The following is a 25,134-nucleotide window of genomic DNA, read 5'->3' as shown; positions in this document are numbered from 1 at the left end:
TTCTTCTATATAAATCCGCTTAATCCTCGTCGTCCTCTTCAAGCAGCCGCTTCGCTTCCAGGTATGCTTCCGTCTGACGGTCGCGCTCGCGGCTCTTCTCCTTCAGCCGCTCGATCGCCGGCAGAATGAGCAGATCGACTTCCTTCTGCACCGTATACGCGAGATCATAGCGGTTCTGCGACTCCAGGAACGATCCGACCTCCATGAGCGCGTTATACCGGTCCAGCTCCTCTCGCGTCAGCAGCCCGCGCACCTGCACGCTGCAGTGGCGCATTACAGGAATTTCCCTTTGCGGAGCACGAGCGGAATCCCGCCGATGATATAAAGGTAGCGGATATCGATCATCTTCTTCAGCCAAGCCGCCACGCGGCCCTTGTACTTCTTGCCGAACGCCAGCCCGACCGCTTCGCCCTTGCCCAAGGACGCGACCGTGCCTTTGTTCTTGAACTCGAACTTCTTCTGCGGCTGGTTGCGGATGGACGCCACCAGATTATGCGCGCAGACGACGCCCTGCTGCATGGCGATTTGCGCGGTCGGCGGATACGGGCGGCCCTCCGGATTGAACATCAGGGAATTGTCCCCGACGACATAGATATTCTCGTGACCGGGCACGCGAAGGAATTCGTCGACCTTCACGCGGCCGCGCATCGTCTCGATGCCCGCTTCTTCGATCAGCCGGTTGCCGCGGACGCCTGCCGCCCAGATGACCGTCGCCGCGCGGATCTCTTCGTTGTCCCCGACGACGACGCCGTCCGGCGTGCATTCTTTGATGGCGGTACCGATGCGGAACGTGACGCCTTTGTTCGTCAGCACGTTCATCGCGTATTCCACCAGCTCCGGATCGAAGCCCGGGAGCGCCGTCGGCGCCGCTTCGACGTTGTAGATTTTGACGAGCGAGCGGTCCACGTCGTTCTGCTTGCACAGCTCCGGAATCCGGTCGGCCAGCTCGCCGACGAATTCGATGCCCGTGAAACCGGCGCCGCCGACGACGAAGGTCAGATAATCGGTACGGTGCGGCTCGCGCTTATAGCGGGCGAATTGGTATTCGATATGTTCGCGGATCAACCGGACCGAGTTGAGGCTGCGGATGTTCATGGCGTATTCGAGCATACCGGGGATTCCGAACGTCTCCGGCTCGCCCCCGAGGCCGATGACGAGATAATCGTAAGAAAGCGTCCCGTCCTCGAGGATGACTTTTTTGTCCTGCGTCCGGATTTGCACGACCGTCGATTTCACGAAGTCGATTTTGAACTCATCGATAAGCTTGGAGATGCTGACGCGCGCATTTTCCGTCTTGTCCGTACCCGCGGCCGGCATATGCAGATGAGTCGTGAAATAATGATAGTCGTGCTTGTTGACGAGCGTGACGTCGGCTTCATTGTAATTCAACTCTTTCTGCAGCCGAAGCGCCGTGAGGATGCCGCCGTAACCGGCACCCAGAATCACAATTTTCGGTATGTTGCTCATCGCAGTATCCCATCCATTCGTAAAGTCTTTTTCTTTCTCTAGGTTAAGTAAGTGAAAATTTACACAAACAAGCAAAAACAGACAATCATTTATCATTTCTTGCCTGTAGTGTGCGAATCTTCATGTTCATTTATGTTATAAAACGTGCCCGGCGCCTTTCGACACCCCGTTACTAATACCACACATGATACAAACTTTTCCCGTAAACTTCAAGGGTAAAATATACGAAAAACTTTAGAATAACATCCAATTTCCATCTTTCAAATTGGCTTGTAAACCATATATAATGTACTGAAAGAAAGGCGGATCTTCCGTGATGATTTTCAACTTTTTGGAGGTGTAGACCGTGTCCAGTTCCGCTTCCCCGCAAGTCGATATCGCCATCATCGGCGGCGGCCCGGCCGGCATGTTCGCCGCGTTTTACGGCGGCATGCGCCAGGCTTCCGTCAAAATCATCGAAAGCATGCCGCAGCTGGGCGGCCAGCTCGCGGCTTTGTACCCCGAGAAGCATATTTACGACGTCGCCGGCTTTCCGAAAGTGACCGCGGGCGAGCTGGTCGAGCAGCTGAAACAGCAAATGGCGCTGTTCGAACCCGAGATATTATTGGAAGAGAAAGTTCTGGAGGTCGTGAAGCGCGACGAGCGCGACTTCGCCATCGTGACGGACAAGACGACCCATTATGCCAAGTCCGTCATCATTACGGCCGGCGTCGGCGCGTTCGAACCCCGCAGGCTGGAGCTGGAGGAAGCGGCGCGCTTCGAGAAGCAGAACCTGCATTACTTCATCAGCGACTTAAGCCGGTTCCGCGGCCGGCACGTGCTCGTCAGCGGCGGCGGCGACTCGGCGGTCGACTGGTCGCTCATGCTGGAGCCGATCGCGGCGAGCGTCACGTTGATTCACCGGCGCGACAAATTCAGGGCGCATGAGCATAGCGTCGAGAATCTGATGAAATCCAGCGTCCGCGTGCGGACGCCGTACGAGATAGCGGCGCTTAGCGGGCCGGATCGGATCGAAAGCACGACGCTTCGGCACGTCAAGACGGGCGAGTCCGAAGAGCTGGCGATCGACGACGTCATCGTGAACTTCGGCTTCGTCTCGGCGCTCGGACCGATCGCCGAGTGGGGCTTGGACATCGACAACGGCTCCATTCTCGTTGATTCGCGCATGGAAACGAGCATTCCGGGCATATTCGCGGCCGGCGACATCACCACGTATCCCGGCAAATTGAAGCTGATCGCCGTCGGCTTCGGCGAAGCGCCGACGGCCATCAATAACGCCAAGGTGTACGTCGACCCGACGGCCAAGCTGTCGCCCGGCCACAGCAGCAGCATGAAGCTGTAACCGGAGCGGCGTATCAATACGAAAATAAAAAGGGTATCCTACCGTTAGCCAACATGATGCGAGCGTTCCGCTCGGGCTGAGGAGGGTACCCTTTAATTATGTTATGTCCGATCTGCAACGGGTTGGAACAGCTGGCCGTTCCCTGTCCGGCGTGCGCGTCGGCGGTCGACGATTTGGGCCGTACGGCCGATTTTACGGGACCGTATTCGCCTTATCAGCCGGATGATGTCGATTGGGTTACGGATATGACGATGGAGGAAAGGATGTCGGCGGCCCAAAGCTGCAGCCATGTCGCGTACTGTCGCCAGTGCGGCGCAGCGTTTGAAGCCGCGGTGCGAAAATGGAGTTAATCGGAAGGGCTGGATCCGAGCTAAGCCGAATTGCGATAGGCGTCCGGACTGATCTGCCTGCGCAGCAGTTCGGCCTTCAACATCTCGATGAACTCAGGCTCCAGGTTGTACTTGTTTGCGGCGATATAAGCATCGAGCAGCAATTCATCAGACAGCTGTTCCATATCACAGCCCCCCTTCCTCTTACTTCCAGTTCATCTTAGCATGTCCCAGAGTCCTAGAACAAGCGTTCCGATTATCCACACGCCCATGTGGACAGCATGTGAATACGTTGTGAATAATCGTCGAAAAAACAGGAAATATCGTTGGGGATTTGTGGATACGTTTATACACAGGGAACAAATATCCATTTTTGATAAAAAAGTTTAATGGCCTTCTATCAACCTATCAATCGATTATATTAGGAGATTATTGAGGCCGGGTATTGACTTCGAAGATCCAGATCTTACCGGATTGATCGATGCCGAAGTCGAAGCCGAGCTGCCCGATGCCGGGGAACCGGCTTTCCAATACTGCGGTCGATAGCTGCGTCAGCGTCCGCATTTCCCGCTTCTTCGAGACGACGACCGACTTGGAGAACGAACGGCGAATGCCTTCGGATCCGCTGAGCAGCGTGCCGCCGCGGCAAATGTTCGTCACGAACAGTCCGGGCTTCGCCAGCCGGCCGACGATCGCCGTGATGGCCCAATGCCCTTCCGGCTGCTTGACGTACTTCACTCGGTAGTCGATCGGACGGCCGCCGATGGTCGCCAGGCGAATCCCCTTCTGAATCAAGTACCGGCGTTTTCCCCGTTTCGAGTTCAACGATCGGTAGAGTCCGTCGAAGCTTTGAAACCGGTTCGTCTTCGAATAGTACGTATACTTGTAGCTGCCTCCTTCGCGGGACACCTTAATGACCCCGTGCCCGCCCGCGCCTTTCACCGGCTTGATGACGACCATGCCATGCTGGCTCAGCATGCTGCTCAAATTATCCTTCGTGAACATCCGGGTCGGCGGAATATGCGGCGCGATCTGCGCATGCGAAAGCAGCGCCTCCGTCTTGGCCCATTTGCTTGCCAGCTGCCTTCCTTGTTCATCCGACATCATAGTCCTCCCCTTCCTGGTTTCCTATACGATAGCTTATGCCTCCTCTCCCTATGTCTCTTGGATGATTGATATGGTCAACTCGCCTGATTTGGTAGGCTGATAGATCGCGCATGCTAGACGGGGCGCCTGTAACCCTTGTCGGATATTGCCCGGGCAATTTTCCGTTCCTTCGAGCGCGGATGGCGGACGACTAATAGGCGGGCAAATAAAAAAGCTTTCCTTCGGCAGGAAAGCCAGGTACTGCTTATCGCGAGAACTGAGCATTCCCGTTTTGGACGGAGCTTCCGTTCGCGCTGCCGCGGCGGACGTCCTTGACCGTGTCCATGCGGGAGAACGATACCGGAGCGCTGGGCGCGGTCTTGCCGACCGGTTCCGGATCGAAGAACACCCGCTGCCGTTCCTCGTCGAAAAACTCGACGCGGTCCATGTTGACGACGTAGCAGCGGTCGACTCTGGCAAACTTGTCCTGCGTCAGAAAGCGTTCATGCTCCTCAAACGTGGAGAGCGGATTCAGAATCGTCCCGTCCTTGTGCTGGTAATTGATCTGACCGTAGTTGCTGTGCATGAGCAGTACGTCGTTGCGGTGGACGTATACGATATCGAAATCTTTCTTATTATAGCGTTTGACCAGCGGAATCAGCATGCTTACACCTGCTTTCTGAGCTCAGCCGGGATTCTTGGCTTGTGAAAAATGACATAAGAGCCCGTCGTGACGAACATCGTGGCGACGCCGGCGATGACGACGCCGAGCAAACGGTACGCGTTCTTCTTCATTCTGCTTCACCTCCTTCCTTAAATAAGAGAAGAATCGATTGCAAGACGATGACGACCGTCATGATATCGGAGTGAACGAGAAAGTTCGAAGCGGCGAATAACGCCGAAAGGACTTTGAGCAGCGGGTAATAACGGGCGGGCAGCGTGGCGTAGGTATCGTAATTCGCGGGAGCGAAAATCAGCATCATGATGACCGCGAAGCCCGTGAGGTAAGGCATCCATGCGTCCGCGACGGGAACGTGCGGAATCGCGGCGAGGGTCAGCGTGGAAACGGTCGCGCACAGCAGACTGGATCTCAGGTGATAGCCGCCCGACATGTAGCGGATGACGGCCAGCACGAGCAGCGCGAAGCACGTGCTTCGGAACTCGCCAGTGAACGCGCCGATGATCAGCGCGGCGACGGCGGCGGATAACGTATTCGTCAGGATATCGAACGCGTATTTGATGACCGCCGCGGACGGCGCTTTTTCCACGCCTGCGGCAACCATCCGGTCGTGCAGGCCGACGGCGAGTTTATCGAGCATCCTCGACATCCTTCCTTCTGCTGTAGTAAAGGAATACGGGAATCGAGCAAAGGAACGTCGTTCCCGCGACGACGATGTATTTCTCCAAATTGCCCTTCAGCGCGATGCCCGCGACGAGCGCGATGACGATGCTCGAAGCGATTACGGCAAATAGGGCCGAGTTGGTCCGGTTGAATTCGATGTAGACCCGGTGCGAGGCGGGGACGTAATCGAACCCCCAGTTTTTGATGACGATGAACCGGCTTACGGCAACCAGGATGATGCCGGAGAGCAGCTGCGTGGCGAAGATGATTTCCGGATCCTTGGTAATGTGGGCGAACGGGGTGCCCGTCAGGACGATCAAGAAAATCGTAATGCCCTGCGCCGCGAACAAGCTGATGAAGCCTGCCCCGTTCATAATGAAGGAATAGAACGGCGGCACGCGGAATACCGCCCAGGTCACGATGATCAATAGCACCAGCTGCAGATAGGAAGAGTAACTGTTGATCTCCGTGTAATGCCGCGTTATGTAGGAGAAATGACTCATCATGAAGGCGATGATGACGATTTGGGTCAAGATGCCCCGGAGCGGGAAACGGAATAAAGCGAACATCAGAACGAATGTTGTGCAATACTCGATTAAAGAGCCTAATAAGAACAGTGCATAATTCATGATAGTCTTCGTCCTCCGCCTTCTACTAAACAACATTCCGCTCGCTGGTTCGATGCCGATTCGCCGCCAACGCCGCCGGACGGGTCTGTTGCGTGCGCCGTCGCCCGGCAACCGCGAAGCGCCAATGCGGCGCAATGCTTGTCCCGCTTGGGATCCCGGGGCGTTTCATCGCCTTCCGCGATTGTCGCATACTGGCGGCGCGGCCCCGTTTGCCGCTGCTTTTTGGCGGCCTCGCCCCATGTCTACCTTAATAATAAGCGATCTAGCAACAAAGTTCTATCCTGATATGAGTAATTTGTCACTAGCATTTTTTTCAGTATAACAGAGATGTTTCATTTACTAAATAATAACTTTTTTGTCTGGCCGCCCCCGGCCCGGCGCGTCCGCGGGCACAAGAAAAAGGCTCCCGCCACGGGAGCCTTCCTGCCTACGAACCCTTACCGTTGCCGGCTTTCCGTCCGCCAAAGGCGCCCGATCAGCAAGGTTCCGCCGAAGGGTTGCCCGCTTCCGTCGCCGTGCGGAACGAAGAACCGCAGCCGCATGTCGCCGTCGCGTTCGGATTGGTTATGGTGAAGCCTCCGCCCATGGCGGATTCCTTGAAGTCGATTTCGAGGCCGTTCAAGTATTTGACGCTGCCTTCGTCCACGACGACCTTCAAGCCGTTCAGTTCCATCGCTTTATCGGTATCGGCCTGCTCGTCGTCGAAGCCCATGCTGTAAGAAAACCCGCTGCAGCCGCCTTCTTTCACGCCGACGCGCAGGAAGAGCTCCGGCGAAGCTTCGGCTTCCAGCATTTCTTTGATTTTCCCGTTGGCCGTTTCGCTGATATGAATCATCGTAATCCCTCCTAGGGTCAGTCTCCGCAAACCTACTTACGTTTCTATAGTAATCAGTATACTGCACTTCCCGCCGGGACTCAATAAGCATACGGCTCGGTTTCGGGCGCTTCCGCCGGACAACCCGGCCGCTTCCTGCCGTTATCGCGGCAGGACGTAGAGCATGATCGCGAAGAAGTGGAGTACGGACCCGCCGAGCACGAACAGATGCCAGACCGCGTGATGATGCTTGAAGCTGCGCCATACGTAGAAAACCGTGCCGACCGTGTACAGCAGCCCGCCCGCGATGAGCAGATGCAAACCGTCCGCGGCCAAATTCGCCCGCAGCGAGCCCCAGGCGAAGACGATCATCCACCCCATCAGGAGGTAGACCAACGTCGACGTGAACAGAAACTTGGATGCGTAAAACACTTTGAACACGACGCCGCAGAACGCGAGTCCCCAGACGATGCCCAGCAGCGTCCAGCCGGCGGCGCCTTGGACGACGTGCAGCGCGATCGGCGTGTACGTGCCGGCGATGAACAAATAGATGCAGGCATGGTCCATGATTTCGAACACCTGCTTGGCCCTGCCCTCCGGAAAGCTGTGCACGAGCGTGGACGCCACGTAGAGCATAAGCATCATGGACCCGTAAACGGTAAAGCTGACGACGTGCTCCGCGTTTCCCTTCAGCGCCGCGAAGACGATCAGCAGCACGAGCGCCGCGATGCTGAGCACCGCTCCGATGCCGTGGGTGATCGCGTTTACCGCCTCTTCTTTGCGGGTATAGGTGTATGTGTTTGCCATTTCATCCCTCTTTTCCGCGTTGCGGGCTTGTTCGGTTCCCTGCCTTCATTGTACGCGAATTCGCCGTCCGGTACAAAATCCGCCGGAGTTCGGCAAGGACGGGCTTTCCAGCTCTTTGCCGCGCTGCCACGAGTTAATGGTTGCCGCCCGATGTGATGAGGTTTATAATAAGGAAAGTTGTTTCAATGGTTTTTTGGGGAAAGAATAAGTAATTTTTTTCACAAAGTCGTTTCTGTTCTTTATACCATTCACCGGACCTGCAACAATACGCGTGCCCGGCGGACTTAGGAGGAAGCCGTCATGAATGTGGCAATACCGACAGCAGACAAACAGATGCAGGCCATCGTGGAGAAGGTTCGTTCCGGCGAACGGCTGAGCCGGGAAGACGGGGAGTTCATGTATCGCTCCGACGACCTGCTCACGATCGGCATGATGGCCAACGAGGTCAACCTCAAGAAGAACGGCCGCAAGGTCTATTTCATCGAAAATATGAGCTTGTATTTCACGAACGTGTGCGAAGCGCACTGCGCGTTCTGCAATTTCCGCAAGGATCAGGGCGACGAAGGCGCCTACACGTTGAGCGGACCCGAGATGATCGCCTATGTGGAACAGCATATTCATCCCGACGTCAGGGAGTTCCACATCGTCGGCGGCCATAATCCGCACGTGCCGTTCCAATACTACGTGGATTCGCTGAAGGCGCTGAACGAGCGGTTTCCGGAGGTCGCGCTGAAAGCCTACACGGCCGCGGAAATCGACTTCTTCTCCCGGATCAGCGGACTCACCTACAAAGAAGTGCTGCAGGAACTGATCGCGGCCGGCCTGCAAAGCTTGACCGGCGGCGGCGCGGAAATCTTGTCCGACGAGTATCGCAAAAAAATGCGCGTCGACAAAGCCGACGTCTCGCAATACCTCGAGGTGCACCGCACGGCGCATAATCTCGGCCTGCGCACGCATACGACGATGCTGTACGGCTCCGTCGAGAAGAAGGAAGACCGCATCAACCACATGCTTCAGCTTCGCGAGCTGCAGGACGAGACGAACGGATTCCAAGTGTTCATTCCGCTGTCCATGCAGCCGATCAGCCCGAAGGCCAGCATTCGCCGCCGCAATTCCGCGTTCGAGGACCTGAAGGCGATCGCGATCAGCCGGCTGATGCTGGATAACTTCCAGCATATCAAAGCGTACTTCATCAACATCGGCACGCAGCTGACCCAAGTCGCGCTGACGATGGGCGCCTCCGACGTTCACGGCACGATGGTCAAAGAGCGGATCAGCCACGCGGCGGGCGCGCTGACGCCGGAAGGCATCACCCGCGAAGACCTGATCTGGCTCATCAAAGGCGCGGGCCGCATTCCCGTGGAACGCGACACCTTCTACAACGAAGTCAAAGTGTACGAATAAGCAGTCATTCCCATGACCTTCGCGACGAGGACCTCTCATTGCGAAGGTCTGTCGTGTGCATACTACATGACAAATCCGAATCGGCAGTACTATCGCATCTATAGAAAGTTGGGATTTATTATGAAAAGATTCGTAATTCTCGGCGGCGGCTACGGCGGTCTGACGGTGGCGCACGCGCTGCTCGAAGGCGAGCTTCCCGACGATACGGTCGTCGTCCTGATCGACCGGATGCCGTTCCAAGGCTTGAAGACGGAATATTACGCGCTGGTCGCCGGCACGTCGCCGGAAGTCGACCTCCGGGTGGCGTTCCCGTCGGATCCGCGGCTGATCGTGACCTACGGCGAAGTGACGGACATCAATCTGGACGAGAAGCACATCGTCATGGCCGGCCAAGAGCCGCTGTCCTACGACTGGCTCGTCGTCGCGCTCGGCTGCACGGACAAGTACCACGGCATCGAAGGCGCGGAGCTGCATTCCAACAGCATTCAAACGATGGCGTCGTCCCGCAAAACCTACATGGCGCTGAACGACGTTAAGCCATACGGCCAAGTGTCCATCGTAGGCGGGGGCCTGAGCGGCGTGGAAGTCGCCGCGGAGCTGCGCGAAAGCCGGCCGGACCTGAACATCCGCATCATCGACCGCGGTCCGAGCATTCTCTCCGCGTTCCCGGGCAAGCTGCAGGAATACGTCTCCTCCTGGTTTATCGAGCACGAAGTGGAGATGCGCGGCCATGTGTCCCTGCACAAGCTCGAAGACGGCGTCCTGTACGACGCCAACAGCACGAGCCCGATTCTGTCCGACGTGACGGTATGGACAGCGGGCATTCAGCCCGTGGCGCTCGTGCAGCGCATGAACCTGCCGAAGGATAACCAAGGCCGGCTCATCATCAACGAACACCACCAGCTGCCGGATTACAACGACGTATTCATCGTCGGCGACTGCGCCTCCCTGCCGTTCTCGCCGAGCGCCCAGGCCGCCGAGGGCCAAGGCAAGCAAGTCGCCGAAGTCATGCAGGCGATCTGGACCGGCAAGACGCCGAAGCTCGGCAAGATCAAGCTGAAAGGCACGCTTGGCTCCCTTGGCAAGAAAGACGGCTTCGGCCTCATGGGCCGCGCGACGATGCTCGGACGCGTGCCGCGGCTCGTCAAGAGCGGCGTCTTGTGGATGTCCAAGCATCATTTCGGTTAACCTATGGAAATGCGCGTAAGAAGGTGTTCGGTTCGCGAGGGCGGTCTTCACAGATCGTCAATGATCCGATCCAGCGCTTCTTGCACGGCTTGCTGTTCTTCGATCTCATCCATCATTTTCGTTTCCAGCTCTTCGACGGTATCCGCGGACACGATCGTGCCGTTGACCATGCCGAACGGCGCAAGATAACATTCGCCGCAGTTGCCGAGGCAGCCGTATTCAATGACTTCTATATCCGGATCGGCTTCAAGCTTCTTCATTAGCTTATCCGTGCCGTGATGCATATTGCTCGCGCAAAATTCGATGATGGGTTTCAACATGATGAATCACCTGACCTCTAGTTACTGATATCCATTTTCAATTGCATCGCTTTGTACTATAATAGGGGAGAAAGGAGTGGATTGCAATGAGCGAAAACGCACAAAGCACCATGTATGACGAAGTACTCGACGTGCTCGATAAGCTTCGCCCGTTCTTGCAGCGCGACGGCGGCGACGTTGAACTCGTCGATGTCGAAGACGGCATCGTCAAGCTTCGCTTGATGGGCGCCTGCGGGAGCTGCCCGAGTTCGACGATTACGCTGAAAGCGGGCATCGAACGCGCTCTGCTCGAGGAAGTCGAAGGCGTTCAAGAGGTTATGCAAGTATTCTAAGCTTGCGCTTCTTGCCCCATTTAAACCTGAAAGCGTCTTGCCGGCGGCAAGACGCTTTTTGTTGCGCGCCGATCGGCGCTCGTTATGCATTGGATTTGATCGTCGTCTTGATGGGGTCGAAGCCGCCCGTCACGTCGACGATGTTGCCGGTCATGTAGTCCGACTGCGGGAGGCACAGGAACGCGATGACCCGCGCGATGTCCTCGCCGCTGCCCGGACGGCCGCGGGGCGACTCCTCGTCCCGCTCGCCCGCCACCTCGGCGATCGTGCGCTCCTTGTTGAGGCCGCGAATATCGCCGGGGCAGACCATATGCACCGTAATGCCGTTCGCGCCCTCTTCGACGGCGAGCGTCTTCGTGAACGAGACGAGGCCGGTCTTCGCCGCCGCATACACCGCCCGGTGCGGCCAGGCGCGTCCCTCCCCCGCATGGCCGAAGCCGAAGTGAATGACGCGCCCCCACTGTCTGCTGCGCATCCCCGGCAGCACATGGTGATCGAGCAGCATCACGCCGAGCAGATTGCCGTTGACGAGGCCCGTGATGGACGCCGGGCCGTAATCGGCGAAGAGCCGGCGTTCGCGAATGAACGGGCCCGCGTTGTTGATCAGAATATCCACGGTGCCGGTCCGGGACCACGACAGCGCCTGCGCGGCCAAGGCTTCGACCTCGCTCTGCACGGCGATATCCGCGCGAACCGCGGTTGCCCTGACCGCATGCAGCCGTTGAATCTCTCCGGCCAGTTCGTTTGCTTCCCGCTCGCTGTTCACGTAATTGAGCACGATGTCGCAGCCCATCGCGGCCAGCGTAAGCGCCGTCATTTTGCCCAAGCCTTTGGCGCTTCCGGTAATCAGGGCCGTTCTTCCTCTCAGCTCCATAGCACCCTCCCAGGTCAGTTCAATTCAATGCTTGATCTGGCTGTAGGCATGATGAAAGGTCAGCTTAAGCGTGTCCAGCACCAGGTCCATCATTTGCGCAAGGTCCTGCGTCTGCTGCGATAAATTTTCGAGGCGGTGCTGCTCGAAGTACGCTTCGTGGTTCTGCTGCAGATCGTCCTGCATTTCGGAATTCATGAAATGGATCTCCATGTTGCGCCGTTTCCGCAGCCGGTTCATCGACTCCTTGCCGTTCTCCTTCAAGGCCAGCAGCTTAGCCGTCAATTCGGCGTCGGGCAGCCGTTCCCGCATCCGGCGGAGCACCGTGAAATACGAAAAATGCGGCTTGGTTCGCTCGGTCTCCAAATGAAGATAGTCGTTCATCAGCGTGCCGAGCTTGTCGAGCAGCGAGAAGAGGCGAATGAACGCGTTCTTGTCGAAGTAGACGTACCGGCTGTAGTTGACCTGCTCCTCTTCCGTCATGCCTTCGTGCGTCGCGGAGCTCACCATCGCCGCGTACTTGGACGCCGCGTAGGTGCTTTGCTCCAGCTCGTCCAGCGACGAGATCAGCCCAAGCGTGTAAATTTCGTATTTGCGCAGTTTATGGTCGGGATCCAAGCCGCGCTCGATGCGTTCGTGCAGCAGGGCGGCGAACCGCTCCATCGCTTGAAACGCCTCGAGCAGCTTGCCCTCGTCCTTGCGCGGGGGTTCGCCAAACAAGATGCGGAGCATCGTCTTCGTTCCTCCATCCTCGGCCATGGGGCGAACCGCCGGCGCCTGCACGGATGTGCGGCGCGGCGGCGCGACCGAGCCGTCAACGGCTTCTAGACCAGTATACGCGCTTAGCGTTTGAAATACGAATGCCATCTCTCGTCGACCAGCTTCACGACGTCCTCGCGCGGCACGAGCTCGTCGGGATAGCCCGGCTTCATGCGCGCGTCGATGACGAGCGGCAGGTCGTACCCGACGTGGTGCCGGTTCAGCTTCGTCTCCGCGTAGATGTCGTCCGCGGGGTTGAACCGCGTGAACACCGTCCATAGGAACGGCGTCTGCGCCTCGGCGATCGACGCGTCGTCGGCCAGGATGACGAGCGGCCAAGCCGTGCCGCGCTCGCGCAGCCGCTTAAGCAGCCGGACCGCCAGCTCCGGCTCCCGCTCGTACGAGGCGCCGGAGACGACGAGACAGCCGCGGCAGTACGGGCGGGCATCCGCGACTTCGTCGATCGGCCCTTCTTCGTAGGTTGCCGGCAGCTCCCGCACCGGCTCGCCGACGCCGAGCATGACGGCTTTGCTGCCGTGGTTCAGCTTGCCGCCGGTGTAATCCAGCGTATCATGGGACGTCTTGTCGAAGACGAACAAGTCGGTTTCCGGCCGGAAGCGCTCGAGCACGGTTTCCATAAGCCGCGGGAAATCGGCGAGGTCGATCGGCCGGTCGGTGATCATCAGATATTTGGTCAGCGTCAGCTGGCCTTCGCCCAGGATGCGGAACGCGGTGCCGAGCGCTTCCCGGGAATAGCTCTCGCGCACGACGGCCGCAGCGAGCGCGTGGAAGCCCGTCTCCGCGTATGTCCACAGCTCCTTGACGCCGGGCATCGCGAGCGGAAACGCGGGCGAAAGCAGACGCTGCAGGAAGTCGCCCAAGTAGTAGTCCTCTTGGCGCGGCTTGCCGACGATCGTCGCCGGGTAGATCGCGTCCTTCCGGTGCCACATATGGCTGACGTCGAACACCGGAAAATCATGCGTCCACGAGTAATAGCCGTAATGGTCGCCGAACGGGCCTTCCGGACGCAGCGCATGCGGCTCGACCTTTCCGCTCAGCACGAATTCCGCCTGCGCCGGGATGCGGTGCCGGCCGTACGGATCCTGCACGACCTGCAGCTTGCCGCCGATGATCAGCGACGCCAGCAGCAGCTCCGGCAGATGCTCCGGCACCGGCGCGATGGCCGAGGCGATCAGAGCCGGCGGCCCGCCGAGGAAGACGGATACCGGCAGCGCCTCGTTGCGCTTCTCCGCTTCATGGTAGTGGAAGCCGCCGCCTTTATGGATTTGCCAGTGCATGCCCGTCGTCGAATGGTCGAAAATCTGCATCCGGTACATGCCGAGGTTGTGCTGGCCGCGATGCTCCGGATGCTCCGTGTAGACGAGCGGCAGCGTGACGAAAGGGCCGCCGTCCAGCTGCCAGCTCGTCAGCACGGGCAAGCCTTCCAGCGGCCGCTCTCGCCGCACCGCGCCCAGTATCGGGGCCGCGTTCGCCGGTACTTCCTTCATGCCCACCTTCAGGGCATCCCAAATCAAATTGCGCTCGCCCCAGAGCGCTTTCGGCGACGGCGGCAGCAGCCGGTCCATCGCGCCGATCGCCTGCTTCATGAACGCCTCCGGCCGCGGGCCGAAGGCAAGATCCACGCGGCGCACGGTGCCGAACAGATTCGTGACGACGGGGAACGGGCTCCCCTTGACGTTCGTGAAGAGCAGCGCCGGTCCGCCTTCGTCGATGACCCGGCGGTGAATCTCCGCCAGCTCCAAGTACGGATCGACCTGCGCCTCGATGACGGCAAGGTCGCCCTCGCGCCGCAGCGTCTCGATCAAGCCTCGCAAATCGGTAAAACTCATGCCTGCAACCGCCCTTCGCGCCATTTCCAAGCCCGGATCATGAAATCGCTCAGGATGCCGAACAACCCCGATACGATCATATTGTGCAAAATGCTCGTGAAGACGAACCAGTCTTCGTTGCGCAGCGTCACCGTCAGCAGCGCGCCGCTCAGCACTTGGCAGCACACGAGCACGAACGTCGCCGTCATCGACCGGCGCATGCCCCGATCGGTGCACACCCGATTGACATACAGCATCAAGGCGCCGATGACGAGCAGCAGAACCGCGGCGCCGACGCGGTGCATGAACACGTAGAACGTCGCGCCTTCCAAATTCGGCACGAGCTCGCCGTTGCACAGCGGCCAGCCGACGCAGCCGCCGGACGATTCCGTATGGCGGATGTACGCGCCCAAATAAATAACGAAATACGTATATGCGAGAATCAGCAATGAAAACCAAAAGACCGCCTGAGGAAGCGCTCTGGACGGCTTGTCCGCCAGCGTCCCGTGCTTCTTGCGGTACGACCAGATGACGAGCAGCAGCGTAAACATGAACGCGAGAATCGATATGCCGAAATGGAGCGCCAGCACCGCGGGGGTCGTCGGCCAGACGACGGCGGCGGCGCCGAGCAGCGCCTGCAGCACCGTGAAGAGACCCGCGCCTGCCGAATAATAGATCGGCTCCTTGTCGTTGCGGTACAGCATGAGCGTCGCGATGAACGTCGCCAGTACGAGCAGGCCGACGCCGCCGCTGATGACGCGGTGGGAATATTCGATCAACGACTCGACCGTGTACGCCGGAACGAACTTGCCGTTGCACAGCGGCCAATCCGTGCCGCAGCCGCGGCCCGAGTCCGTATTCGTGACCAATGCGCCGGCGATCAGCACGAGAAACATGCCGATGCATGTCAGGATGGCAAGCACGCGATAGCGGGTATCATTCAACTTCATCACCTTGCTTCCTAAGAATCAACTCCCATTATAGCGAACAAATTCGACAAATACCATGTTCAAACTGTGAACGCCGGCGCGCCGAAAAAAAGCCCGCCGGACGGCCGATTACGGCCGCCGCGGCGGGCTTTTCGCGCATTCGGCGATCAATTCGCCAGCGCTTCGGATACTTGCAGGGCACGGTCGAGGAACTGCTCGATCTCGGCCCGGTCTTTGCGGAGCTTGCTTACGAAACGGACGAGCTCGGCGCCGTTCCGGAAGGCGATGAAGCTCGGAATGCCCAGGATGTTCAGCTCGCTGCACAGATCGGCCATGTCGTCGCGGTCGATCTCCAGGAAGCGGATCCGGCCGCCGTACGCGGCCTCCACCTCCGGCATGAACGGTTCAATGAAATGGCAGTCCTTGCACCAGGTCGCCTTGAACACGGCGACCGTCACGCCGTCCGCTTGTATCGCTTCGCGGAAAGCCGCTTCCGTCGAAATGCGTTCCATCGTATCCCTCTCCTTTCGTGGCGCTCCTCCGTTGGCGATGCCGGGGAGAACGGGGACGGACGCGGATCGCGATTCGCGGCTTAAGGCTCGCGGTTCATGATCAGCACTTTGGTTCCGAACATGTTCTCCCAGCGGATCTCGGCGCCGAACGCTTTCGCGAAATCGCGCGCCGGCACGTAGGTCACGCCGTTCACGACGGTCGTCGGGAAGCTCCATTTGACCGTCTTACCGTTAATAATGGCATTGCCGCTGCCGTTTTTCAAGCCGATCGTCGCGTTCGTCGCGCCGTCCTTGACGATCAACGAGCCGCCCGACTTCGCGAGCGTCGCGCCGAACGACTGGGCCGTGTAGCGCAGCGGTACGATCGTGATGCCGCTCGGCGTGATGATCGGCGCGCTGCTGCTGTAGTCCGCGCTCATGATGACCGTCTGGCGGCTGATGTGCGCCTGGTTGCGCAGCAGGTCGTAGACGACGGAGTTCGGCTCGAACTGGCGAAGCACTTCGTAGCCCTGCATCGACATCAGCGCGTTGGCGTTCAACGCCGGCTTGCCGGTCGACGGCTGCAGCGGCTTCACGTCGCCGTTGACGTTCCAACGGTCCGACGCAATCTTCAGCTGGATGCCCTCGAACGGCATCATGGCGTCCATTCCCATGTCCTCTTCTTCATTCTCGGCGGCCGCCGAGTCCGTCAGCTTGACGCCGGCTTCGAGCACGGCTTTGCGAATGTCGAGCTTGCCGTCGATGAAGACGTCGCCCTTCACGTACGTGCCGTCGTTGAACACGCTGTTCAGCGCGTCGGCTTCTTCCGTTTCGGCTTTCGCCAGCTCGGCTTTTAGCTGCGTCAGCGCCTCATAAATCTGGTCGGCCGCTTCGTCGAGGTTGTCCTCCTCCGGCAGCGAGCCGAACAGCTCTTCGGCCGGGGACGCCGCGATGGCGCCTTCCTGGCTTTGCACCGCTTCGAGCAGGCCCTTCAGCATCGCTTTCAAGCCTTCCTTGTCGGCGATCAGCGCGTCGAGGTACGACTTCAGCCAGTTCCACAGCTCCTTGCCGGTCAGATCGGCATGGACGCTCATCCCGGTCACGGATTCCCCGTTGACCGTCTCTTGGCCCGGCGTCACGCTCAGATGGGACGGGTTCGGCAGGTTGTCGATCGCGTAGCCGCTCACGGCGTCGATGACCGCTTTGCCGGCTTCCGTCAACGTGGCCGCGTCGGCGTCGGACGCGCCGGCAGGAACGGCCGGGCCGCCTTCCGACAGCGGCAGAAGAATCGGCTGCTTGGCGCCTTCCAGATCGAGCTCCGCGACCTCGTCGTTCATTTTCAGCGCGAACCCGATGTTCTTGGCGCCGAGCGCGAGATTGCCCGTAGCGGACATGCCGTCCTTCTCGCTCGTCTTCACGTCGGTCAGCGTCAGCTTGACGTCGGAGACCAGCTTCAGCAGCTCCGCCTCTTCGCCCGCCAGCATGTCGGCCGCGCCGTCCTTCATCAGCAGCTTGAACTCTACCGATTCGTTGCCCTCGTAGGCCGTCACTTTAACCGCTTGCTTCAGCATCGCGTTGAGGTCGACGCCGCCCACCGCCTGGCAGCCCGCCACGACGAGCACGACCAGCGAAAGCAGCAGCAATCCCAGAGCTTTCTTGCGCAGGATCCATGATTTCATAAACGAATAAAATCCCCTTTCATAGGTAAAAAGGCTACGGCCTATTCTACCATGATAAGGGGATTATTGGAAAGTTAAGAGTTATCTGCTAGATTCCGGTCCGCGCCGCCCCGCGAGCCGCATGAGCGGGCTCAACAGCCGGCGCAGCGCGCCCGGAAACTGCTGCACGTCCTCGTGCGTGACGACCTTGAGCAGAATCAGCAGCGCGACGTACAGGCCGAGCGAGACGACGCCCGCGGCGATGCAGGAGAACGCGTACGTGATCTTGACCGGAATGCCCGTGCCGCCGATATAGGTTCTGCACGCGTAATCGACGAGCCAGCCCGCGCCGGAAGCGATCGCGATCGTCAGCGCATAGCCCGCCCAGCGCGTGCCGAGGATGTTCAGCCGGATCTCCTTGCGGATCTGCCGGAAGTTGAGCGACGCGATCGCCATGAAGCAGATCGTGGACGACAGAATAATGCCGTACACGCCGAGCAGCGGGGCCAGGATCAGACTCGTCGCGACCTTCACGACGATGCCGATCAAGGCGTGCCGCATCGGCAGCCGCGGCTTGTTCATGCTCGTGAGCACGGTATTGCTCGTCATCATCGTGATCTGGAAGATCGTGCCCGCGGTCAGCGCCGCGACGGCGCCGCTGCCCCCGGTATTGGAGAAGAGCAGGCCGGTGATGGACAACGCGGCCACCGTCATGATCAGCGACACCGGCACGCCGGTGAAGACGACGATCCGCATGACGAGCGACGCCTGGCGCTCCACTTCCTTCATGTTCTTCACCTTGTAGGCCGACGAGATGATCGGAATCATCGATTGGCTGAGGGCGATCGCGAGAATCGGCGGTATGCCGGCCAGCGCCTGCGCCTTCACGCCCAGCCAGTCGAGCATCTGGTCCGCGTCCGCGGCGGCGTAATAGCCGTGCGTCAGCTTCATGAAGAACGACGTGTCGAAGAAATAAATGAACTGCACCGTCATCGACGTAATGACGATCGGCACCGAAATTTTGAAGAGCTCCCGGTAGATGGCGCCGAACGACAGGACGGAACGGCCCGCCCGGCGCGGCGCAGCGCCCGCGCTCGCCGCGTCCTTCGCGTCCTGCCGCTTCAGCTTGCGGGCGTACGACAGCATGACGGCGAACGCGCCGACGCTGCCGAACACGCTGCCGAACGTGGCCGCGGCGGCGATCCAGCTTTGGCCCCAGTCCATCGCGAGCGCGAGGTACGCCAAGCCGACGGCCGTGATGACCCGCAGAATCTGCTCGACGATCTGGGAGATGCCCCCGGCCGCCATGAACTGCCGGCCCTGGAAATAGCCCCGCATCATCGCGATGACGGGGAAGAAGAGCAGCGCCGGCGCGATGGCGCGCACCGCGAGGTCGGCGCCCGGCTTCTCGGCGATATGCGTCGCGTAAAACGGCGCGAAGACGAGCAGCAGCACCGTGATGAGCACGCCCGTCACGGCGCCGAACAGCAGCGCCGCCTTGTAGATGCGCCGCGCCTCGTCGGGCCGGCCGAGCGCGTACCGCTCCGACACCATCTTGCTGATCGCGCTCGGAATGCCGCCGGTCGCGACGATGAGCAGCATGAGATAAATGTTATTGGCGACGGTAAAATACCCGCCGCCGTGGCTGTCCGTCATATAATCGAGCGGAATGCGCTGGAAAATCCCGAGAAACCGGGCCACCAGCGCCGCCGCCGCGAGAATGATCGTGCCTTTGATCAATGAGTCCTTTTTAACCATGAGCCGCTATTCGTCTCCTAGTCCGAAGCTGTCGTCCGGCGCTTATTTCGATTTGATGACCTCGAGCGGCTGGTGGTTGCCGCGGACCGGCTTGGCCGCGCCCGAAGGAGCCGCCCAGCGGACGCCGTTGCGGATGACCTGCAGCACGTTCGGATTGTAGTAAGTCGGGAACGTCTCGTGGCCCGGACGGAAATAGAACACTTTGCCTTGGCCGCGGAACCAGGTGCAGCCGCTGCGGAACACCTCGCCGCCCTCGAACCAGCTCACGAACACCAGCTCGTCCGGCGCCGGAATGTCGAAGTGCTCGCCGTACATTTCCTCGTGGTCCAGCACGAACTGCTCCGGCAGCCCCGCCGCGATCGGATGCGCCGGGTTGACCGTCCAGATGCGCTCCTTCTCGTTCGCTTCGCGCCATTTCAGGTCGCAGCCCGTCCCCATCAGCTTCTTGAAAATTTTGGAGAAATGGCCGGAGTGCAGCACGACGAGCCCCATGCCTTCCATGACGCGCGCGTGCACGCGCTCGACGATCGCGTCGTCCACTTTGTCGTGGCCCATGTGCCCCCACCAGACGAGCACGTCGGTGTTCGCGAGCTTCTCTTCCGTCAGCCCGTGCTCCGGCTGATCCAGCGTCGCCGTGGCGACCTCGAAGCCGTCCGTGCCGATGCCCGCCTTCAGCGCCTCGTGAATGCCGTCCGGATAAACGGCCTTCACTTCCTCATGAATGTGCTCGTGCAAAAATTCGTTCCAAACGGTAACCTTGATCATCTCGACTGCCTCCTCGTATTAAATCCAAATGAAGAATGCCAAAATCATGGCGCCCTGCAGGATGAACTTGACGACCGTGCTCGTGAACAAGCCGACGACCGCCCCCAGTCCCGCCTTGAGCGACTTCTCGAAGCCCGCGCCCGTGAACAGCTCGCCGGCCACGGCGCCGATCAGCGGGCCGAGAATGAGCCCGAACGCCGGGATGACGAACGGGCCGACCAGGACGCCGATCGTGCTGCCGATCACGGACGCGCGCGAGCCGCCGTACTTCTTTACGCCCCAGGCGCTGACCGCGTAGTCCGCGACGAACAGGACGATGACGATCAGCGTCTGGATCGTCCAGAACCAGAAGCCGAACGGCGAGAACGAGATGAAAAACCCGTAGACGAAGAACGCGGCGTAAATCGCCAGCGCTCCCGGAAGGATCGGAAAGACCGCGCCGGCCATGCCGACGACGAACAAAGCGATGACTAGGATCCAGCCTGCGATTTCCATGCCGGGTTCACCCTTTCAGCACGTAGTCTTGCAACAGCCGCGCGACGGCGTCCTCTTCGTTCGTCACGTTCACGACGTCCGCCGCCGCCTTCACTTCGTCCTGCGCGTTGCCCATCGCGACCCCGAGGCCCGCTTCGCGGATCATCGCGATATCGTTCAGGCTGTCGCCCATGGCGGCCACTTGGGACATGTCGATGCCGAGCAGGCCGCATACCTCGCGGATGGCCGCCGCCTTGGTCACGCCTTCCGGATTAAGCTCCAGGTTGGACGGCGACGAATTCGTGATCTCGAGGCCGCCCCATGCGGACGTCTCGTCCAGAATCGCCTTCAGCATCGGCGGATCTTCCGTGTAATAACCGAACTTGAGCCAGTGCTGGGACGCGTAGTCCCCCCCGAGCTCGCTCCAGTTCTCCTTGTTGAACACGCCCATCGTCGAGTACGCCCAGTACCAGACGTCCTCATGCCGGAGCGCGAGCTCGTGCAGCCGCTTCAGCACGGGCAGCGCCATCAGCGTCCGCCGATGCAGGACGCCCGGGCGCGTCCATATTTCGCTCCCGTTGACGGTGATCATCGGGGTTTGCAAATCCAGCTGTTCCGCGTACGGCAGCGCGCCCTGATAGCCCCGCCCCGTCGCGAAGCTGACGACGACGCCGGCATCCAGCGCTTTCCGAATCCATTTCGCGTTTTCTTTGCTGATTTCCTGCCGGTCGTTCAGCAGCGTTCCGTCCATGTCGAGCGCGACGAATTTGATTGCTCCCATTGCTGGCCTCCTTGCCAAGCTGCGCCTGCGGCAGCCCGCTAGAAGCAATTTTAGCACAGAATGGGTAGAATCCAAACCGCCAGCGGACAAAAAGGCCGCGAGACGCGGCCCGGCTTGACATGGCTATAATCCGCGGCGCGAGCCGCATATCCGCCTCGTTCGGCGCATCCCGTTCCGGCCGCCATCCTCACGCGCCCAGAAGCGTCCCGGCCAGAAACAGCACGGCGTACAGGAGCCGGCGGATCGCGGCGTGCTTGCGCATACGTCCTTTCATGGGCAGTTCCTCCTTCGCGAAAGCGCTTATGGTTTAGCTTATGCAACACTGTTGCCGTGGTGCAACAACGGGACGAGCCGCAGCGGCAAAAAAACGCCCCGCGGCGGCGTCTTCCGCCCGCGGGGCGCTTCTTCGTTGCGATCGGCTTGCTTTCAGCCCAAGATTCCGGTCGCGTTCCGGGGTCTGCCTCGCTCGCCCGCCGGAACGTTCGGACCGCCCGGTCACGGGCTGCCGCCGGCGGAACCGCCCGCCGTGCCGCCCGACGGCGAGCCGGCCGGCTTCTTCGGCACGCCGTCGAAGCCGATGTAGTCGTTGTACGCGTCCAAGATTTTGCGCGCGACCGGCGCGGCGCCGTCCGCGCCGAAGCCGCCTTCCGGAATGACCACGGCGACGGCGATGACGGGATCGTCGGCGGGCGCGGACGCGATAAAGACGGAATTCTCGACCGTCTTGCCGCTCACCTGCTGCTGGGACGTCCCCGTTTTGCGCAGCACCTTGTACGGCGCTTCGTTGAATTCCTTGACGCTGACCTTCAGCATGCCGGCTTCGATTTCCTTCCAGTAGGCATCCGGGAAATGGATCTCGTTCAGCACTTCCGGCTTGTAGCCCTGCACGACGTTTCCGTCCGTGTCGCGGATCTCTTTCACGAACTGCGGCTTCATCCGCTTGCCGTGGCTTGCCAGCGTCGCCGCGTATTGGGCGAGCTGGAGCGTCGTGTAGCGTCCCATCTGCCCGAACGACGCGAGGATGAGCGCGGACTGCGAGCTCGCCGCTTCTTTCTCGTGGAAGTAGCCGATGACGCCCTTGCTTTCGTTCGGCAGCCCGCTTCCCGTCTCCACGCCGAGGCCGAACTGCTTCACGTATTTATCCCAGATCTCCACGCCGTTCTTCGGATCCTTCCGGTATAGCGCGTCGCCGACCATCTTGGCCATGAACGGGTTGGACGAATGGGAGATCGCGGATGACGGGTCCAGCGTGCCGTACGCATGCCCCTTGGCGTTGCCGATCCGGCGGCGCGTTGAGCCTTCCTTCCCGTAGTAGAACGAACCCGTATCGGTATACGTGCTGCTCGTCGTGAACAGCTTCTCGTTCAGCCCGATCAGCACGGACAGCGGCTTCTGGGTCGAGCCGAGGAAGACGATGGACGACGGATGCTTGCGCTGCTCCTTCGGATCGTCGTACGGCCCGATGACCGGACTGACGGCGCCGTTCTGCAGCACGTACTTGATCGCGTTGTAATCGTCGGTGCTGATGCTGCCGCCTTCCCAGATGTTCGGGTCGTAATCCGGCATGCTCGCCATGGCGATCACTTTGCCGGTCTTCACTTCCATCGCGACGGCGTACCCGGTCTTGGCGTTCGGCGCCCGCTTATCCGTCGGCGTCGTCCGAAGATAATGCAGCTGATCCATGATCGCCTTCTCCGTCGTCTCCTGCACCTGCCGGTTGACGGTTAAATAAATATTGTCGCCTTTGTCCGGCTTCGTCACGACCGGCGGCCCGATGATGCGGCTCGCCGCGTTGACGGGGTACACCTTCAGCCCGTTCTTGCCGCGCAGCACGTCCTGGTACATGTACTCGATGCCGTCATAGCCGACGTCCTCCTGCTGCAGATACTTCAGCCGCGGATCGTCGGTCTTCGCCTTGTCCTTGTACAGCCCGTTCTCGGCGCCGCCGCCGAACTTCTTCAAGTAGCCGACGAGCTGGACGGCCGTGTTGGTCGTGTCGTAGTGCCGGATGCTTTCCTCGACGATGTCGATGCCTTGGAACAGGTCGCGGTTCTCGAGGAAATAGGCGATCTCGTCGGGCGTCAGGCCGCTCTTGATGCGCCGGGGCACGGACACCGTGTTCTTCTTGTAGTCCAGGTCCATGTTCTTGACGATCTGTTCGAGCGACACGGCGGCCTTCGGATCTCCGTGCTGCTGGAACACGTAATAGAGCTGCCGGGCGGTCGCGATGGAGTCTTCCTTCTTCTCGCCCGGCTCGATGCTGTAATACAGCGACTGCGTCGAGGTCGAATACGCGATCGCCTTGCCGCCCGAATCGTAGATGTTGCCCCGGATCGGCGGGATCAGCACCTTCGTGGAGCCCCGCTTCTCCTCTTCCTCGCGAAGCGACGGGCCTTCGACGAACTGCAGAATCGCCAGCCGGACGATCAGGACGCTGAACAGAAAAAACGTGGCGAAAAAGAATAAGTTCAGCCGGAACGCAAAATGTCGGCGTCTCGCGATCTCCCGCTTTTGCGGATCGTCTTCCACGTGCTTGGACCCCTTTCCTATCCATTATTCCCGCTTGACTTCCTTACGCCTCGCGGATATGCGTCTTGTCGAAGCCCGGCGGGTTGAACCAATCGCCGGACGAGGCCCAGGTCGCGTCGAGCGGGATCCAGGCGCCGCCGCCGTCCGCCAGCTTCACTTCGTTCCACGCGTGCGGGCCGTAGCCGCCGTCGCCCGTCATGCCGACGCCGGTCACGACGCGCACGTCGAGCCCGACGGATCGGGCCATGACCGCGTACAGCCGCGCCACGTCGATGCAGACGCCTTTGCGCGTCTTGAACGTATCCTCCGGCGCTTGTTCCTTCCATACGCCCCGCTCGACGTAATTGTCCGCCTTGTCCCAGTCGTAGGCGATCCGCGTGCCGACCCAGTCGTACAGCGCGCGCGCCTTCTGCTCGTCGGACTTGTCGCCCTTGGTCACCGCGGCGGCCGCCGCGCCGATATCCGGCGGGATCGCCGCGTCGATCACTTCGTACTTGCGCTCCAGCACCCGGCGGAATTCGGCTTCCACCGCCTGCGTGATGACCGGCCCGCGCTTCAGCACGTCGCCGGCGACGGGATCGAGCAGCTCCGACGCCGTTTTATTGTACAGCGCGGAAGCGCGGATGATGTCCGTGCCGAACGCGTTCGGCAGCACGGATACGTAGACGAACAGGCAAGCCATCAGGATGAACGCGCGGCCGCCGCCGAGCAGCGCGCCGATCAGCGCCCCCGTCGTCCGGCTCGCCGTCCCGGCGATCAGCGGCGAACCGCCGCGTCCGCGCCCGTCGCGGCCGCGCGCCGGCAGCACGGCGTCCAGCAGGCCGAACAGCACCGGCTCCAGCGCGTTAATGACCACTCGCATCACGATATATAAGAGCAGGAACAGCACGCCGAAGCGCAGCAGCTCGAAGTCGCGCAGGCTGGTGACGGCCGTGTACCAAAACTGCTTCAGCGCGCCCAGGTCTTCCTTCGGCACGGCGATGTCCCGCGCCGCCAGCCAGTCCCGGACGAGCGGAGACAGATAGACGGCCCCCCGGCCGGCCAGCACGAGCGACACGATGACCGCGATCGCCTGCCAGACAAAAAAGAAAAGGTGCTTCGCGGAACCCGACGCACCTCTTCGCATGCCCGATATCAGGGAAACAAGCAGGATGAGCGCCACCATGAGCGCAACCGGTTCCGGTTTGAGCAGGGTTTGAACCCATGAATGCATGATGAGGCCTCCTTTGA

Annotated in this window: 27 protein-coding genes; 4 read left to right on the top strand and 23 right to left on the bottom strand. The window is 60.3% G+C overall.

What is annotated here, in order from left to right:
- Nucleotides 1-19: 19 nt before the first annotated feature.
- Both I8J29_RS13425 and I8J29_RS13420 read right to left on the bottom strand, forming a co-directional pair.
- Entirely contained in the window at nt 20-274 is a 255-nt protein-coding gene (locus I8J29_RS13425; RefSeq protein WP_208848098.1) for a hypothetical protein, read from the bottom strand.
- The gene (locus I8J29_RS13420; protein WP_208848097.1) at nt 274-1,467 is read right to left on the bottom strand and encodes an NAD(P)/FAD-dependent oxidoreductase; all 1,194 of its coding nucleotides are present in this window, start codon (nt 1,465-1,467) and stop codon (nt 274-276) included. The genes I8J29_RS13425 and I8J29_RS13420 overlap by 1 nt, the downstream gene beginning before the upstream one ends.
- A 346-nt stretch (nt 1,468-1,813) precedes the next feature.
- Between I8J29_RS13420 and I8J29_RS13415 the strand changes: the two genes are divergently transcribed.
- Nucleotides 1,814-2,809, top strand: a complete 996-nt coding sequence (locus tag I8J29_RS13415) for an NAD(P)/FAD-dependent oxidoreductase (protein WP_208848096.1) — start codon at nt 1,814-1,816, stop codon at nt 2,807-2,809.
- Nucleotides 2,810-3,179: 370 nt separating this feature from the next.
- Here the strand turns inward: I8J29_RS13415 and sda are convergent, their stop codons facing one another.
- From sda to trhA, 8 genes are all read right to left on the bottom strand, one after another.
- Complete coding sequence (gene sda, locus I8J29_RS13410) at nt 3,180-3,323, bottom strand: sporulation histidine kinase inhibitor Sda (RefSeq protein WP_090640736.1); 144 nt, start codon at nt 3,321-3,323, stop codon at nt 3,180-3,182.
- A gap of 244 nt (nt 3,324-3,567) precedes the next feature.
- Entirely contained in the window at nt 3,568-4,242 is a 675-nt protein-coding gene (locus I8J29_RS13405; RefSeq protein ID WP_208848180.1) for a YheC/YheD family protein, read from the bottom strand.
- 247 nt (nt 4,243-4,489) lie between these two features.
- Nucleotides 4,490-4,888, bottom strand: coding sequence for a LytTR family transcriptional regulator DNA-binding domain-containing protein (locus tag I8J29_RS13400; RefSeq protein WP_090640733.1), 399 nt, complete (start codon nt 4,886-4,888; stop codon nt 4,490-4,492).
- A gap of 2 nt (nt 4,889-4,890) precedes the next feature.
- A complete protein-coding gene (locus I8J29_RS13395) occupies nt 4,891-5,019 on the bottom strand; it encodes a cyclic lactone autoinducer peptide (RefSeq protein WP_090640732.1) in 129 nt (42 codons plus the stop codon).
- On the bottom strand, nt 5,016-5,543 hold the full coding sequence (locus tag I8J29_RS13390; RefSeq protein ID WP_208848095.1) for an accessory gene regulator B family protein: 528 nt from the start codon (nt 5,541-5,543) through the stop codon (nt 5,016-5,018). Before I8J29_RS13390 ends, I8J29_RS13395 begins: the two co-directional genes overlap by 4 nt.
- Entirely contained in the window at nt 5,533-6,195 is a 663-nt protein-coding gene (locus I8J29_RS13385; RefSeq protein WP_143088949.1) for a hypothetical protein, read from the bottom strand. Before I8J29_RS13385 ends, I8J29_RS13390 begins: the two co-directional genes overlap by 11 nt.
- A gap of 475 nt (nt 6,196-6,670) precedes the next feature.
- Nucleotides 6,671-7,030: a HesB/IscA family protein gene (locus I8J29_RS13380; protein ID WP_208848094.1), complete on the bottom strand. Its 360-nt coding sequence runs from the start codon at nt 7,028-7,030 to the stop codon at nt 6,671-6,673.
- 141 nt (nt 7,031-7,171) lie between these two features.
- Nucleotides 7,172-7,816 carry a PAQR family membrane homeostasis protein TrhA gene (gene trhA / locus I8J29_RS13375; RefSeq protein ID WP_208848093.1) on the bottom strand — a complete coding sequence of 215 codons (645 nt, stop codon included), beginning with the start codon at nt 7,814-7,816 and terminating at the stop codon, nt 7,172-7,174.
- 300 nt (nt 7,817-8,116) lie between these two features.
- Between trhA and mqnE the strand changes: the two genes are divergently transcribed.
- Both mqnE and I8J29_RS13365 read left to right on the top strand, forming a co-directional pair.
- The gene (mqnE, locus tag I8J29_RS13370) at nt 8,117-9,220 is read left to right on the top strand and encodes an aminofutalosine synthase MqnE (RefSeq protein ID WP_090640726.1); all 1,104 of its coding nucleotides are present in this window, start codon (nt 8,117-8,119) and stop codon (nt 9,218-9,220) included.
- A gap of 120 nt (nt 9,221-9,340) precedes the next feature.
- On the top strand, nt 9,341-10,408 hold the full coding sequence (locus I8J29_RS13365) for an NAD(P)/FAD-dependent oxidoreductase (RefSeq protein ID WP_090640725.1): 1,068 nt from the start codon (nt 9,341-9,343) through the stop codon (nt 10,406-10,408).
- Between the two features lie 47 nt (nt 10,409-10,455).
- Here I8J29_RS13365 and I8J29_RS13360 read toward each other — a convergent pair whose 3' ends face one another.
- Nucleotides 10,456-10,725, bottom strand: coding sequence for a YuzB family protein (locus tag I8J29_RS13360; RefSeq protein ID WP_090641011.1), 270 nt, complete (start codon nt 10,723-10,725; stop codon nt 10,456-10,458).
- 89 nt (nt 10,726-10,814) lie between these two features.
- Between I8J29_RS13360 and I8J29_RS13355 the strand changes: the two genes are divergently transcribed.
- Nucleotides 10,815-11,060 (top strand): NifU family protein, encoded by a 246-nt coding sequence (locus tag I8J29_RS13355; protein ID WP_048744982.1) that lies wholly within the window; start codon nt 10,815-10,817, stop codon nt 11,058-11,060.
- An 82-nt stretch (nt 11,061-11,142) separates the two neighbouring features.
- On the opposite strand, the gene I8J29_RS13350 is transcribed toward I8J29_RS13355, so the two are convergent.
- The 12 genes from I8J29_RS13350 to I8J29_RS13295 form a co-directional block, all read right to left on the bottom strand.
- Nucleotides 11,143-11,928, bottom strand: coding sequence for an SDR family oxidoreductase (locus I8J29_RS13350; protein WP_208848179.1), 786 nt, complete (start codon nt 11,926-11,928; stop codon nt 11,143-11,145).
- 30 nt (nt 11,929-11,958) lie between these two features.
- Nucleotides 11,959-12,690: a Cthe_2314 family HEPN domain-containing protein gene (locus I8J29_RS13345; protein WP_240546159.1), complete on the bottom strand. Its 732-nt coding sequence runs from the start codon at nt 12,688-12,690 to the stop codon at nt 11,959-11,961.
- An 83-nt stretch (nt 12,691-12,773) separates the two neighbouring features.
- Entirely contained in the window at nt 12,774-14,540 is a 1,767-nt protein-coding gene (locus I8J29_RS13340) for a UbiD family decarboxylase (RefSeq protein ID WP_208848092.1), read from the bottom strand.
- Nucleotides 14,537-15,469, bottom strand: coding sequence for a COX15/CtaA family protein (locus I8J29_RS13335; RefSeq protein ID WP_240546158.1), 933 nt, complete (start codon nt 15,467-15,469; stop codon nt 14,537-14,539). The genes I8J29_RS13340 and I8J29_RS13335 overlap by 4 nt, the downstream gene beginning before the upstream one ends.
- A gap of 146 nt (nt 15,470-15,615) precedes the next feature.
- A complete protein-coding gene (locus tag I8J29_RS13330; RefSeq protein ID WP_090640720.1) occupies nt 15,616-15,960 on the bottom strand; it encodes a thioredoxin family protein in 345 nt (114 codons plus the stop codon).
- An 80-nt stretch (nt 15,961-16,040) separates the two neighbouring features.
- Nucleotides 16,041-17,618, bottom strand: a complete 1,578-nt coding sequence (locus I8J29_RS13325; RefSeq protein WP_208848091.1) for a copper amine oxidase N-terminal domain-containing protein — start codon at nt 17,616-17,618, stop codon at nt 16,041-16,043.
- Nucleotides 17,619-17,699: 81 nt separating this feature from the next.
- A complete protein-coding gene (locus I8J29_RS13320; protein WP_208848090.1) occupies nt 17,700-19,355 on the bottom strand; it encodes a putative polysaccharide biosynthesis protein in 1,656 nt (551 codons plus the stop codon).
- A gap of 42 nt (nt 19,356-19,397) precedes the next feature.
- A complete protein-coding gene (locus I8J29_RS13315; RefSeq protein ID WP_208848089.1) occupies nt 19,398-20,120 on the bottom strand; it encodes a ThuA domain-containing protein in 723 nt (240 codons plus the stop codon).
- Between the two features lie 18 nt (nt 20,121-20,138).
- Nucleotides 20,139-20,615 carry a DUF456 domain-containing protein gene (locus I8J29_RS13310; RefSeq protein WP_208848088.1) on the bottom strand — a complete coding sequence of 159 codons (477 nt, stop codon included), beginning with the start codon at nt 20,613-20,615 and terminating at the stop codon, nt 20,139-20,141.
- 7 nt (nt 20,616-20,622) lie between these two features.
- Entirely contained in the window at nt 20,623-21,375 is a 753-nt protein-coding gene (locus I8J29_RS13305) for a Cof-type HAD-IIB family hydrolase (protein ID WP_208848087.1), read from the bottom strand.
- Between the two features lie 495 nt (nt 21,376-21,870).
- Nucleotides 21,871-23,904, bottom strand: a complete 2,034-nt coding sequence (locus tag I8J29_RS13300) for a peptidoglycan D,D-transpeptidase FtsI family protein (RefSeq protein ID WP_208848086.1) — start codon at nt 23,902-23,904, stop codon at nt 21,871-21,873.
- Between the two features lie 43 nt (nt 23,905-23,947).
- Nucleotides 23,948-25,117 (bottom strand): transglutaminase domain-containing protein, encoded by a 1,170-nt coding sequence (locus tag I8J29_RS13295; protein ID WP_208848085.1) that lies wholly within the window; start codon nt 25,115-25,117, stop codon nt 23,948-23,950.
- Between the last annotated feature and the right edge of the window lie 17 nt (nt 25,118-25,134).

The organism is Paenibacillus artemisiicola (genome assembly GCF_017652985.1).
GTDB classification, from domain to species: domain Bacteria; phylum Bacillota; class Bacilli; order Paenibacillales; family Paenibacillaceae; genus Paenibacillus_Z; species Paenibacillus_Z artemisiicola.
The sequence above is the reverse complement of the archived record's forward strand: the minus strand, read 5'-3'. Positions and strand labels throughout refer to the sequence as shown.